The organism is Paenibacillus fonticola DSM 21315, assembly GCF_000381905.1.
GTDB lineage: Bacteria > Bacillota > Bacilli > Paenibacillales > Paenibacillaceae > Fontibacillus > Fontibacillus fonticola.
In genome coordinates, this window is sequence record NZ_KB907280.1 from 15,013 (window position 1) to 28,375 (window position 13,363).

Genomic DNA, 13,363 nt, shown 5'->3' on the forward strand with positions numbered 1-13,363 from the left:
ACATTTACGCACTTACCCCATTACCCACATCCATTATCACTAGTTCAACTTATATAGCTGCTATTTGCTGTAGTCATTAAATAGGATATCAATGCGATGGAGGGCTGCTTCTGTATCGGATTCAATGTCGAATTTTCCGTTTTGGTCTAAATCGGAATAGAAAAGAATATAGCCGTATGGGTTCGATGGACGCTCTATCGAATATTTAATTTGAAAGTGCCCGTCTCGATCGGGAGTGATGACTCCATCAGCTAGAAAAGCATGACCGTCTTCTACTTGAAAAAAGTAGTAATTCGCCTGACTATTTATAATTTCCCCTGATAGTTCAATCATCAAGTCCTCTCCTACTGTTACTTTCTCAGGGGTTATAAATTGCAGAGCCTCTTGCGGGGCATCCGGTGAACTGCAGGCCTGAAGCATCCCAATAAACAGGATGATCAAGAAGAATCTGTTCCTCATATTCCCCTCCAAATTATTCCTTTATTTTGACTCTCTTTAATTATAGTCCGGCGCTAATCCAGAGAAAAGAGGCATAATTATGGCAGCTTCTAGTAGAAGCTGTTGTGCCGCCTTCACAAATCCTTCTCTAGTTCGAGCAGCTCGTCTAGAAAAGTGTTGTATCTGCGAACAAAACAGGGTATAGTGAATATGCAAAAAAATGAATCAACCGACCTATCGAAAGCCATACCAATGGATATGGCTTTTTTTTCTTAATAGACTTAAAGGAGTTGGTGCATACATGATTGAACTGGCCGAAGTTGAAAAAAGCTTTGCGGGACAAGTCGTTGTGCATCCGCTATCGCTCACCATCAAAGAAGGGGAGTTCTTAACCCTGCTGGGCCCGAGCGGCTGCGGCAAGACGACGATTTTGCGTATGATCGCCGGGTTCGAGCAACCGACGAATGGAAAAATTATGCTGGATGGGACAGATTTGACGAATTTGCCGCCCAATCGCCGGGACTTGAACCTGGTGTTCCAGCACTATGCTTTGTTTCCACATATGACTGTGGAGGATAATATTGCCTTTGGCTTAAAAATGAAGAAGATGCCGCCGAAACAGCAGCGGGAACGGGTAGAGGAAGCTGTAGTGATGACGCAATTGACTCCGCTGGTCAAGCGCTACCCGCATCAGCTGTCCGGCGGACAGCAGCAGCGTGTGGCGATTGCCCGGGCGATTGCCAACAAGCCGAAGGTGCTCCTGCTGGACGAGCCGCTTGGCGCATTGGATTTACAGCTGCGGAAGAACCTTCAATCCGAGCTGAAGCAGCTGCAGCGCAGCCTTGGCATTACGTTTGTTTATGTGACCCACGATCAGGAGGAAGCGATGATGCTGTCCGACCGGATCGTCATTATGAATAACGGACAAGTGGAACAAATAGGCACGCCTCGCGAAATATACGCGACACCGGCCACCCTGTTCTCCGCCACCTTTGTAGGAGAGAATAACATTTTCTCCCGTGATGGGCGGCTATTTGCTGTGCGTCCGGAGAAGCTGCGGGCAAGCAGGGGGATCGAAGGCGCCAAGCGCTGCGGCGAGGTAATGGATGTCCTCTATTTGGGCAGCATCAATAAGTTGATTGTACAGCTCGACAATGAGCCGATGACCGTCTCGATCGTACTTGATTTTTTAGATCAGCGCCCTTGGGAAGTCGGTGAAAAGGTCGGGGTGGATTGGAATGCCGAAGACGAGGTGGTAATCGGGCCATGAGAAAATCGAGCCTGTCCGTATTGCCGGTTGTTTTGTGGCTGGGCGTTTTTCTGGTTGTGCCGATGCTCATCGTCGTCGGAATGTCCTTCATGGGGCGGGACCAGGCAGGGGGCGTCGTTTTTGATATCAACCTTACTTCTTATGCCCGCTTTTTTGATTCGCTGTATTTAGGCATTTATTGGGATACGATCGTACTGTCTGTCCTGACGACTGTCATTTGTCTCGTGCTTAGCTATCCGCTGGCTTATTACATCGCCAATTCCGGCCCGAAAAGGCAAACATGGGGACTTATCCTGGTGACGATTCCGTTTTGGATCAATTTTCTTATACGTACGTATGCCTGGGTGCTGCTGCTTCGTACGCAAGGGGTTGTGAACAATCTGCTCATCGATATCGGCCTTATTCAGGAGCCGCTGCAGATGTTATATACAAGAGGTGCCGTCCTGCTCGGGATGGTGTATACGTTCATTCCGTTTATGGTGCTGCCGATTTATGTGGCGCTGGAGCAAATGGACAAGAAGCTGCTGGAAGCGGCCAGCGACCTAGGAGCATCGTCTTGGAGAGCGTTCTGGCACATTACGCTGCCGCAGACGAAGTCCGGGATTATGACGGGCTCGGTGCTCGTCTACGTATCGACAACAGGCATGTTTGTCGTCACGGATATTCTAGGCGGCGCCAAATCGGCGATGATCAGCAATGTCATTCAAGCGCAGTTTTCCGGCGCCCGGGATTGGCCGTTCGGCTCGGCTCTGTCGATCATCTTTGTCATCACTTCTTTGATTATGATCGCCTTATTTAACAGAGCGATGACTTCCAGACACTTAAGAGTGAAGGAGGGGCGCTGATGAAGACCAAGACACATCCCCTGCTCGGGGTTCACTCGCTGCTCATGATGGTGTTTATTTATATGCCGATCGCATTCATTATCGCTTATTCGTTTAACAGCTCAAGGCTGGCTGCGGATTGGAGCGGATTTACGCTGGACTGGTACGTTTTGCTGTTCCAAAACCGCCGGGTCATCGAGGCGCTGAGCAACAGCTTGATTGTTGCCGTGGTGTCTACCGTCGTATCGACCATATTGGGCACGATGGCGGCGTTGTCTATGAGAAAGCTGAAACGGAAGCTGCGGGCCGGCATGGGCGGGCTGCTGTACTTGCCAATTATTATTCCCGATATTATTATGGGCTTATCTTTACTTGTCCTGTTCACCCAGTTTAATATCCCCATGGGCAAGTTAACGATCATTTTAGCGCATATTACATTCAACCTGTCTTATGTGTATGTCGTTGTAAGCACGCGTCTGGCCGGCATGGGCAAGCAGTTGGAGGAAGCGGCCAATGATTTGGGTGCAGGAGCATGGCAGACGTTCCGCTATGTGACTCTTCCGCAAATTATGCCGGGGATTGTTGCAGGCGCGCTAATCGCTTTTACTTTATCCCTGGACGACTTCATGATCAGCTTCTTCGTGAGCGGGCCGAGCTCGACCACACTGCCGATTTATATTTACGGGCAAGTAAAACGGGGTATTTCCCCGGAAATTAACGCGCTCTGTACGATCCTTATTGTCGTTAGCGTGACATTGGTACTGCTGGCACAGTATATTCTAAATAGAGGCAAGGGACAGAAGAAGCAATCCATACTTCCGTTCTAAGCTAAAGTTTCGTTCTAACTGATGTAGAGTAGTTTTGCATGTATTGATATTCGGGTTATTCGAGAGAGGAGATTGAACAATTGAAACAAATGAAATGGGCCGGCGTGCTGCTGGCGAGTATTTTGGTATTATCTATGCTGTCCGGCTGTGGGTCATCGGGAAAGCAGACGCTTAACATATACAGTTGGGCCGATAATTTTGATGAAGAGGTATTGGCTGATTTTGAGAAGCAATACGATGTGAAAATCGTCTATGATGTCTTTGCCAACAACGAGGATTTACTGGCAAAAATGAAGACCGGCGGCAGCGGCTACGATCTGATCCAGCCATCCGATTATATGGTTGATACGATGATTAAAGAGGATTTGCTGGCTCCGCTCAATATGGACAACATTCCGAATTTTGCGAACATTGATCCTGCGTATAAAGATCCGGTGTTTGATCCAGGCAACAAGTACTCTATTGTTTATATGACTGGGGTCACGGGAATCGCCTACAACAAGAAGTATATCAAGGAAGAAATCGATAGCTGGGAAGATTTGTGGAATCCCGCCTATAAGGGCAAGGTGCTCCTGCTAGACGATAATCGCGAGGTCATCGGAATGGCTTTGAAAAAAGCGGGCAAATCGAACAGTTCAATGGATGAGGCGGAAATTACAGCAGCGGTTGACGATTTGAAGCAGTTGCTGCCGAGTGTGCTTGCTTTTGATACGGATAATATTAAAAATAAAATGATTCAGGAAGAAGGCTGGATCGGCACAGTATGGTCCGGGGATGCCTCTGTAATCGCTGCAGACAACCCGGATGTAGCTTATGTTGTTCCTAAAGAGGGCGGAACGATCTGGGCGGATAACTATGCGATTCCTAAGAACGCGAAAAACCAAGAGCTAGCCGAGAAGTTCATTAACTTCATGCTGGAGCCGGAGGTTAGCGCGAAAAACTATGAATCGATCGGATACAGTGATCCGAATATCAAAGCGAAGGAATTCCATAGTGAAGAATACAATGCAGATACGATGATCAACCTGTCGGCAGAAGAGCTGTCCCGGACAGAATGGCTGGGCGATGTGGGGGATCAGCTGCAGATTTATGATGAATCCTGGACAGAGCTGAAGAGCGGTCGCTAGGATATGACAATAAGATATTAGTTCATTGGAACAGTGAGGAGCATTAGCGCCTCGCTGTTTTTTTATTTGCGCCATCTGAGGGCCTGGGTGCATGGTTTAACCAGAAGAGGGACATAATTCGATTATCCAAGGAAAGAGGTGAGGCAAAGATGATGAAGTCGCGCAAGAGCCGAGTGCGGTTAGGACTGTTTGCGGCTCTGCTGTTAACGACGGGATTGCTTCTTGAGGGGAGTGTAAGCGAAGCTGCAGCCACCGAGAGAGGGGGGCAGGCAAGTCAGGCCTCATTTGCAGTGATTGCTCCAGAAAGTGCCGCAGCTCCGGAGGAAGAGGTTAAAGTCGAGACGCGCACGCTAACGAAGTCTTTACCGGGGGCTTCAATCAAAGCCGAATATCCGCATGTTAGCGGCTTGAAGAGCAAGTCCGTCCAACGGAAGCTCAACTCGCTTTTTAAAGCGCGGGCAGAAGCGTTCGTGAAGAAATCCGTCCAAGAAATGAAGCAAAGCGGGCCTTCCCCGAGTGGCCATAAGTATGAATTTTTGGGCACCTACAAGGTCACATATAACAAAAACAGCATTCTCAGTCTCTATGAGCAAACCTATGCTTATACGGGCGGAGCCCATGGGAACAGCTACCGGGAAGGGTTGACCTTCCGGCTGGAGGACGGGAAGCTACTTACGCTTGACGAGTTGCTGCGGGCCAACCCGAACTATCGCGCCATCGTCGATCCAGCGATTGCCCAGCAGCTGCAGCAAACGCAGGGCTATTTCGGTAATTTCAAGACGATTGGCCCGAATCCATCCTATTACGTTAAGGACGAGGGAGTCGTAATCTTTTTCCCGCTCTATGAGTATTTGCCTTATGTGAACGGGTTTCCGGAGTTCTATTTTCCTTTCACGCAGTTGCTTCCGGCCGGTACGAATCCGTTTGATTTCACAAGACAATAACAGCTTGCTGCGAGGCCTTCCCAGGGTTAAAGACCATGCGAAAGGTCTCTTTTTTTGTGATGAAAAAGTAATTAACGGTCTGTTGTTTTGTTGCTGTTATTTCGTTATGCTAATAGAAGTCGTTAAAATGAAAGGGTCTCTTAACTACTGGGGAGGGTTATTTGTGCGAAGGAAGGTCACAATGCAGCAAATTGCTGACATGGCGGGGGTGTCAAAATTTGCCGTATCCAGGGCGCTTTCCGGAAAAACGGGAGTAAGCGAGCAAACGAGAGCATATATAGTCAAGGTCGCAGGTGAGCTCGGATTTTTTGAAAAATCAAAGAGAGCAGCAGTCCGGCCTGGCTATCATCCGGGGGATACCGAAAATTCAGGCACGGTACTTGTATTATTTCCGAATATTCGTTATCAGAACGTGGAGAATAAATACTGGGGATTCATTTATGACGGGATTTCCCAAAAGCTGCAGGACAACGGTTTGGATATGATTACATTAACACAGCCTTTTCGCGATAATGTCACGCAGTTGTTCAATCCGAAGATGATTTTGGGAGTCATTTGTGTAGGAACAGTGTCTACACAGGTTCTGTTAGAATTGCAGAGCATGCAGCTGCCCATGGTTATCATCGATCATATTGACCCTGCCATACAATGCGATGGCGTGTTTGTGGATAACTATTTTATGATGAGAAAGTTAATGGCCATATTGATCAGCAAAGGGTATCAGCGCTTTCAGTTTGTGGGCAAAACTTCTTATGCCTTTAGCTTTGAAGAGCGCTGGAGAGCATTCCAGGACTCTCTTTCCGAGTATGGCATTGCACACAACCAGCTTCCCCAGCTTATGACATCCGACAATCTGAATGAATATGAGGGCGTAATGTCCATTCCGCAAGAGGAGCTTCCGCAAATTTTTGTATGCGCCAATGACTGCGTAGCCTTGAGCGTGTACGATGCATTAAACGAACGGGGCATTAAAATCCCTGCCGAATGTGGAGTAACGGGGTTTGACAATACGGAATATGTCCAGCAATTGATCCCGAAATTAACGTCAGTCCATGTTCCCAAGGAAGCGATGGGTGCCAGGGCCGTGGAGCGCTTAATGCAGCGGATTGCCAATAGGGACGATTGTTATGAAAAAACGTTGCTGCTGGGCGACGTAGTTCTCCAGCATTCAACGATATAATTTGATCTAAAGTACAGAAGAGGCGAATGCGCCTCTTTTTTTTGTTGAATAAACATCGCTTGCAGCGCATATAACAAATAATAAAATATAGTTAATTTGTTATATGTAATTGTTATGTTGGTTGCGCAACAAAATTATTATATTGACATTTTGTTTGGTGAATGTATTATTATGTTAGCTATAAGTGATTTAGACATCTTAGTTTGAAAAATGAGAATAGATGGCTGGATTGTAAGGGGTTTATTGCAAAGAGAGGATGAGTGTTGAGAGGGGGAAGAAAGAAAAAGTTTCTAGGGACATGTTTTGTATGCGGTTACAATTAGTTTGTTGTTAGTCATTTGGAATGTGTTGTTATGTTTTGTTATGTTTCCTTATCTTATCTTTGATTTAATACTCAGGATTGTTATTGCAATACTAGAAGAGAATGGGAGGGTTTATATGTTTAGCAAAAAAATTAAACCGCTTACAATCGGTTTGTTCATACTGATGATTCTTTTCGTAGCCGCTTGCTCAAGCTCCGGCTCTAACAATGGCAAGTCTAACGAGACTGAAGTGAATAAGCCGGCTGTGACGGCTGAGAACCAATCCTCGCCTCAAGAAAAGGAGGAAGTCCCTGATCTTGGAGGACGGGTCATTCGATTATCGGCATGGTGGGATTTGACCCCAAACGGCGAATCCGCCAGCAGTAAAGCTGAGCTTGAACAGATCGCTGCGGTTGAGGAAAAATACAACGTAAACATTGAATTCGTAAATGTCCCTTTTGACAACTATGTAGATAAATTCACCACAACAACGCTAGCGGGAGAGCCTTTTGCCGATATTGTCATGCTAGAGAATAAAGCTGCTCTGCCAGCCATCCTGAAGGGACAAATCCTGCCGATCGATGAGTTCACCGATGGTACTAGCAATATTAATAACGAGCAAAACTTGATCAAGAAGAATGAGCCACTGGGTGGAGGTTATTACGGATTTGGACGTCCCGGAAATTCGGGAGTTTCATTGATGTATAATCGTGAAATTTTCAAGCAATTAGGCCTGCCAGATCTCCAGGAGTTATATGCCAAAGGGGAGTGGAGCTGGAGCAAGTTCGAGGAAATCGCGAAGCTGGCCACCAAGGATACGAATAACGATGGCAAGAACGATTATTGGGGCTTCTCTGGATGGGGACTCGATATTGCCCGCCATTTTGCTGCAGCTAATGGAGCTAAGGCTGTCGATGATGCTGCTGGCAAAGAAGGCATTAGTGATCCTAAAATGATCGAGGCTCTGGAATTCGTCAACAAACTGTATAACGTGGACAAGGTTGTTAAAGTGAAAACGGGTAACCGGATGGAATGGACGGAGATAGAGACCTTTAAGGACGGTGACGTAGCGATGTTTATGGCTGCGGAGTGGATGGTAGGAGATTTGCAATTTGATTTCAGCATCGTACCGATTCCTAACGGACCTCAAGGCTCTGATAAATATGTATTTGCAGATTCGGCCGGGCAGGGCTTTTTTATTCCTAAAGGCGTAAAGGATCCTCAGCTCGTTTATAAAATTTACGAAGAAATGGTAGATATCCCGCCGCTCGAGGATTTCCCGGGACAAACGTGGCTTGAGGGAATCTACAAGCATCAGGAAGATATCGATATGGTTGTCCAGCATATTTCGGGTCGAGGGATGCCGGCTCTGGAAGATGCCTACCCGGATTTTCCGCTTTCCAGCGTAGTAGAAGACATTATTTCTAAAAATGCTTCTGTCACTTCCACCATAGATAAATACAAGCAGCAGGCCCAGGCGGCTGTTGATGCTTTAGGCAAATAAGCTGTTCGCTTTTGGGGAACCTCGTCTGGAAATACAGGTGAGGTTCCTTCCAGCTATGCATAATTCTCATCCCTGGAGTATTAGAGCAGGGATGGCTTAGAGTCATGTTTTGTAATGACTGGGGGACTGACATTGAAGAAGTTAGCCAGACAAATAGGCATAGCCATGCTGCTTGCAGCTATGGTGATCTCTCCATTTCCTTCGATTTATGCGGCGCCGGTTCAAACGGCGAAGGGGAACGTTCAGGGAGGAAGTGAAGGATGGAATGGCGTGGAGCAAATCTTGCAGGATAATTCCGGATATAGCGAACGCACTTTATATTCAGAATACCTGAATAAGCATGAAAACGCATCCTCCCCGCATGAGGAAATCGTGATTGAAGCGGGCAACTACTCCTCGGCGGCAGGAATGACGCCTCTCATCGAGGAGAACTATGAGGGAATGTCCGGCAAATCCTTGCGTACGGGGGAGGAAGGGCGAGTCTCTTGGGAGATTCATGTCCCTGAAGGAGGGTTGTACCACTTATCCGTGCAGTACTACCCCGTGGAAGGAAAAAGCACGGATATTCAACGATCCTTGCTCATTGATGGACAATTGCCTTATTTTGAAGCCGCTTTCTTGAAGTTCCCCCGCGTCTGGGGTAACCGCTATGAGGAAGTGAAAGTGGATAACCAAGGGAACGACATTCGTCCTCAGCAAATCGAGACGCCTCTGTGGCGCAGCATGACTGTTCAGGATACGGATGGCAAATATTCGAAGCCGTATCAGTTCTATTTGTCAGCCGGACATCACGAGATCACGTTGATCTCGCAGAGAGAGCCAATGATGATCAGGGAGCTTAAATTTTATCAAGAGCCTGAGGCCCTGCCTTATGAGGAGGCGCTTGCTGCATGGCAGGCTCAAGGGGCAGCTCCGGCAGTGAAGCAAAGAATCGAGCTTCAGGCGGAGAATGCGAGCCATAAATCCTCACCCACCTTATACCCGCTGACGGATCGTTCCAGTCCTACTGTATATCCTTACAGCCCGTCCGTGGTCAAAATGAATACGATTGGCGGAAATAATTGGCGTCTGTCGGGACAGTGGATTTCTTGGAGGATAGAGGTGCCGGAGGACGGGCTTTACCATATTGGCATGAATGCCAAGCAAAATTTTGTTCGGGGAACGTACTCGGCCCGAAAGCTGCAAATCGATGGCATAACTCCGTTTCAAGAGGTAGAGGAAATTAAGTTCAAATACAAGGATTCCTGGCGGCTGGAAGTGCTGGGCGGGGAAGAGCCCTATTTATTCTACCTGACCAAGGGGACGCACGAGCTGTCTTTGGAGGTGAACCTCCAGAGCATGGCACCGTTGATTCATGAAGTGGAACAGAGCCTGCTTAATATTAATGCTTTATATCGCAAAATTCTGATGATTACCAGCTCCAGCCCTGATGCCTTCCGGGATTATCAGTTGGACAAGAAGATTCCCGGGTTGAAGGAGAGTCTGGAGACGGAGCGAGAACGGCTGGATCAGGTCATTCTCGGGCTTACATCGATGGCCGGGCAGCGGGGTGACCAGGAAGCTTTGCTGCTCACGATGCGCGATCAACTGGAGGATATGCTTGATCGGCCGGATAAAATACCGCGGCAGCTTACATCGTTAAAGACTAATGCAGGGGGCTTAGGCACCTGGATGTTGAAGGCCAGAGAGCAGCCGCTGCAATTGGATGCTTTATATATTCTGTCGCCGGATGAGAAGTTTCCCGATTCAGGCAGCACCTGGGCCGCTAAGGCTGTCCATGAACTATCTACATTTATCAGTTCCTTCTTCATCGATTACAACAAAATCGGAGATGTCACCGCCCACAAGGACGCGCGTTCGATCACCGTCTGGATGGGAGCGGGGCGTGATCAGGCCAATACGCTCAAAGCGATGATCGATGAACTGTTTACCCCGGAATCCGGGATTCAGGTCAACGTTGAGCTTGTTCCCATGCATACGCTGCTTCAAGCGACCCTAGCGGGTCAGGGGCCGGATATTGCGATGGGCGTCAGCAACGATATTCCGGTCAACTATGCGATGCGTAACGCGGTCAAGGATTTGGCGCAATTCAGCGATTTCGAGCAGGTGGCACAGCGATTTCGAGACAGTGCGATGCTCCCTTATCAGTATGAGCAAGGCGTATATGCACTGCCGGAGCAGCAGACCTTCAGCATGCTGTTCTATCGCAAGGACATCATGGAGGAATTGAAGCTTACGGTACCGCAGACATGGGATGAGGTCTACAGCATGCTGTCGGTTCTCAGCAAAGGCCATATGCAATTCGGGCTGCCGCTTACGCTGCAGCCGCAATACGCGGGCCAGAACATTCCGCCTAATCCGGTCTACGGTTCTCTGTTATTCCAGAACGGCGGTGAGTTCTATCGCCACGGTGGTGCGGAATCCGATCTAGACTCCAAAATCGGCATCGAAGCCTTCAAGACTTGGACGGAATTTTATAGCGACTATAAGCTGGATAAGGAATTCGACTTCGCAAACAGATTCCGTACGGGAGAGATGCCGATCGGCATTGCCGACTATACCATGTATAACCAGTTGTCCGTATTTGCGCCTGAAATCAATGGATTATGGGAGTTTACGACGATCCCCGGCGTGTTAGGGGATGACGGGGTCATTCACCGCGATACGCCCGCTAGCGGCACGGGCCTGATCATGCTCAAAGGGATCAGAGATGATGAAGCGGGCTGGGAATTCATGAAGTGGTGGACCAGCGAGGAGATCCAGACCCGCTTCGGGCGCGAGATGGAAGGACTCATGGGAGCCGCAGCACGTTATCCGACGGCGAATATGGCCGCACTGAAACAGCTTCCTTGGCCGATCCAGGATTACCGGAGCTTATCGGCTCAGCTGGATTTTGTGCGAGGCGTACCCGAGGTGCCCGGGGGATATTTCACGGGAAGACATTTGGTGAACGCCTTCTATCAGGCGGTTAACGAGAACACGCCAGCGCGTGAGGCCATTATGGATTATGTGGAGTACATTCAGGATGAGATTGCCTTGAAGCGCAAGGAATTCGGGCTGTCTGATTCCCGGGATAGATAATGGGGGGATATCTGTGGCACATTCACCGCAATTGAATCGGCCCGAAGGAGAGCTTCGCTATTCTTCCAAAGAGCCTAAGGCCAGCCTTGGCTTCAGATTCAAACGTGCGCTCGTCATGCATCGCCATTCATATATTTTAATGGCGCCCTATGCGATTTTATTTACCTTATTCACCGTACTTCCGGTGATCATGTCCATTCTGATCAGCTTTACACACTTTAATATGCTGGAGTTTCCGCGATTCATCGGCTGGCAGAATTACACCCGTTTGTTTCTGGAGGACGACATTTTCCTGATCGCCGTGAAGAATACGCTGCTGTTAGCGACGATCACCGGCCCTGTCAGCTACATTGCCTGTTTCCTGTTCGCCTGGCTGATTAACGAACTGTCTCCCAAGGTGCGGGCGTTTATGACTTTGGTGTTTTATGCGCCCTCGATTTCAGGGAACATCTTTTTTATATGGCAAATCATGTTCTCGGGTGACCGCTACGGGATCATTAACGGTCTGCTGATGAAATTAGGGATCATCATTGAGCCTATTCTATGGCTGAAGACGGAAGCTTACATCATGCCGATTATTATCATCGTACAGCTGTGGCTTAGTCTCGGAACGGGATTCCTTGCTTTTATCGCAGGTTTGCAGACGGTAGACAAGACTTTGTTCGAAGCGGGGGCGGTGGACGGCATCCGCAACCGCTGGCAGGAGCTGTGGTTCATTACCCTGCCTTCCATGCGTCCGCAGTTGATGTTTGGTGCGGTCATTCAGCTTACGACGGCCTTCGCCGTTTCGGACGTATCGATTCATCTGGCCGGCTTCCCTAGCGTGAATTATGCCGGAGAGACCGTAGTCACTCACTTGATCGACTTCGGTACGATCCGGTTTGAGATGGGCTTTGCCTCAGCAATTGCAACCGTCCTGTTTATCATGATGCTCGGCACGAATCTGGGCGTGCAGAAATTGCTGCGGAAGGTAGGTGAATAGACATGGAGCTGCCAATTAAGCTCAGGCTGCCTCGGCTTAGGAAGCGGGTCAATCGCTCTTTGGGCGGAAATATGGCGCTGTTTGGCTTCCTTGCCGTAGTAGGGGCGTTTATGGCTCTCCCCTTGGTGTATGCCATTAATAATGCCTTTAAGCCGCTTGATGAAATCTTTCTGTTTCCACCAAGGCTGTTTGTACGAAATCCCACCATAGATAACTTCTCGGATCTCTTTCACTTGCTGGGAGACTCGTGGGTTCCGTTTAGCAGATATATTTTTAATACCGTGTTCCTAACTGGAATGGGGATCGTGGGACATGTGCTTCTGGCTTCTGCGGCTGCTTATCCGCTTGCCAAACATAAGTTCCCGGGGAGAGGCCCTATGTTCCATATTGTCGTCTTATCGCTGATGTTTACGCCTGCGGTTACGGCAATTCCCAACTACATGATCATGTCCTGGCTGGGGCTAGTGAACACGTACTGGGCGATTATCATTCCGGCTTTTGCTTATTCGCTCGGGCTTTATCTGATGAAGCAGTTTATGGAGCAAATTCCCGATGCGCTGCTGGAGGCGGCGAAGATCGACGGGGCCAGCGAATATCGGATTTTCTGGTCGATTGTGATGCCTAACGTCAAGCCGGCTTGGATGACATTGATTATCCTGCTGTTCCAGATGCTATGGGGAGCCGATACAAGCGGGTTCATCTATAGCGAGCAGCTGAAGTCGCTGAATTACGCGGCGAATCAAATTGTGCTGGGTGGGATCGCCCGTGCCGGCGTGGGAGCCGCTGTAGCGTTATTGCTGATGAGCGTGCCGATTACGGTATTCGTTTTTTCGCAAAGCCAAATTCTTGAGACAATGGCTACGTCAGGGATGAAGGAGTAGGGC

11 protein-coding genes are annotated in these 13,363 nt (G+C 48.6%); 10 read left to right on the forward strand and 1 reads right to left on the reverse strand.

Annotation, left to right across the window (positions count from 1 at the left end):
* Positions 1 to 60 precede the first annotated feature (60 nt).
* The gene (locus G358_RS0125950; protein ID WP_019640184.1) at positions 61 to 459 is read right to left on the reverse strand and encodes a hypothetical protein; all 399 of its coding nucleotides are present in this window, start codon (positions 457 to 459) and stop codon (positions 61 to 63) included.
* 280 nt (positions 460 to 739) lie between these two features.
* Between G358_RS0125950 and G358_RS0125955 the strand changes: the two genes are divergently transcribed.
* The 10 genes from G358_RS0125955 (at position 740) to G358_RS0126000 (ending at position 13,360) form a co-directional block, all read left to right on the forward strand.
* Positions 740 to 1,708 (forward strand): ABC transporter ATP-binding protein, encoded by a 969-nt coding sequence (locus G358_RS0125955; RefSeq protein WP_019640185.1) that lies wholly within the window; start codon positions 740 to 742, stop codon positions 1,706 to 1,708.
* On the forward strand, positions 1,705 to 2,553 hold the full coding sequence (locus G358_RS0125960; RefSeq protein WP_019640186.1) for an ABC transporter permease: 849 nt from the start codon (positions 1,705 to 1,707) through the stop codon (positions 2,551 to 2,553). The genes G358_RS0125955 and G358_RS0125960 overlap by 4 nt, the downstream gene beginning before the upstream one ends.
* On the forward strand, positions 2,553 to 3,359 hold the full coding sequence (locus G358_RS0125965) for an ABC transporter permease (protein WP_019640187.1): 807 nt from the start codon (positions 2,553 to 2,555) through the stop codon (positions 3,357 to 3,359). The genes G358_RS0125960 and G358_RS0125965 overlap by 1 nt, the downstream gene beginning before the upstream one ends.
* A gap of 80 nt (positions 3,360 to 3,439) precedes the next feature.
* Positions 3,440 to 4,486, forward strand: coding sequence for an ABC transporter substrate-binding protein (locus G358_RS0125970; RefSeq protein ID WP_019640188.1), 1,047 nt, complete (start codon positions 3,440 to 3,442; stop codon positions 4,484 to 4,486).
* Between the two features lie 149 nt (positions 4,487 to 4,635).
* Positions 4,636 to 5,430, forward strand: a complete 795-nt coding sequence (locus G358_RS0125975; RefSeq protein WP_019640189.1) for a DUF3298 and DUF4163 domain-containing protein — start codon at positions 4,636 to 4,638, stop codon at positions 5,428 to 5,430.
* Between the two features lie 163 nt (positions 5,431 to 5,593).
* Positions 5,594 to 6,610: a LacI family DNA-binding transcriptional regulator gene (locus tag G358_RS0125980; RefSeq protein WP_026342476.1), complete on the forward strand. Its 1,017-nt coding sequence runs from the start codon at positions 5,594 to 5,596 to the stop codon at positions 6,608 to 6,610.
* A gap of 438 nt (positions 6,611 to 7,048) precedes the next feature.
* Positions 7,049 to 8,416, forward strand: a complete 1,368-nt coding sequence (locus G358_RS0125985; protein ID WP_019640191.1) for an ABC transporter substrate-binding protein — start codon at positions 7,049 to 7,051, stop codon at positions 8,414 to 8,416.
* 114 nt (positions 8,417 to 8,530) lie between these two features.
* A complete protein-coding gene (locus G358_RS0125990) occupies positions 8,531 to 11,497 on the forward strand; it encodes an extracellular solute-binding protein (protein ID WP_026342477.1) in 2,967 nt (988 codons plus the stop codon).
* A gap of 115 nt (positions 11,498 to 11,612) precedes the next feature.
* Positions 11,613 to 12,479 carry a carbohydrate ABC transporter permease gene (locus tag G358_RS0125995; RefSeq protein ID WP_240480111.1) on the forward strand — a complete coding sequence of 289 codons (867 nt, stop codon included), beginning with the start codon at positions 11,613 to 11,615 and terminating at the stop codon, positions 12,477 to 12,479.
* A 2-nt stretch (positions 12,480 to 12,481) separates the two neighbouring features.
* Positions 12,482 to 13,360: a carbohydrate ABC transporter permease gene (locus G358_RS0126000; protein WP_019640194.1), complete on the forward strand. Its 879-nt coding sequence runs from the start codon at positions 12,482 to 12,484 to the stop codon at positions 13,358 to 13,360.
* The last annotated feature ends 3 nt before the right edge of the window (positions 13,361 to 13,363 follow it).

Coding starts and splice junctions, on each gene's coding strand:
- G358_RS0125950 (WP_019640184.1), bottom strand. CDS start 459: ATGAGGAACAGATTCTTCTTGATCATCCTGTTTATTGGGATGCTTCAG.
- G358_RS0125955 (WP_019640185.1), top strand. CDS start 740: ATGATTGAACTGGCCGAAGTTGAAAAAAGCTTTGCGGGACAAGTCGTT.
- G358_RS0125960 (WP_019640186.1), top strand. CDS start 1,705: ATGAGAAAATCGAGCCTGTCCGTATTGCCGGTTGTTTTGTGGCTGGGC.
- G358_RS0125965 (WP_019640187.1), top strand. CDS start 2,553: ATGAAGACCAAGACACATCCCCTGCTCGGGGTTCACTCGCTGCTCATG.
- G358_RS0125975 (WP_019640189.1), top strand. CDS start 4,636: ATGATGAAGTCGCGCAAGAGCCGAGTGCGGTTAGGACTGTTTGCGGCT.
- G358_RS0125985 (WP_019640191.1), top strand. CDS start 7,049: ATGTTTAGCAAAAAAATTAAACCGCTTACAATCGGTTTGTTCATACTG.
- G358_RS0125990 (WP_026342477.1), top strand. CDS start 8,531: ATGACTGGGGGACTGACATTGAAGAAGTTAGCCAGACAAATAGGCATA.
- G358_RS0125995 (WP_240480111.1), top strand. CDS start 11,613: ATGCATCGCCATTCATATATTTTAATGGCGCCCTATGCGATTTTATTT.
- G358_RS0126000 (WP_019640194.1), top strand. CDS start 12,482: ATGGAGCTGCCAATTAAGCTCAGGCTGCCTCGGCTTAGGAAGCGGGTC.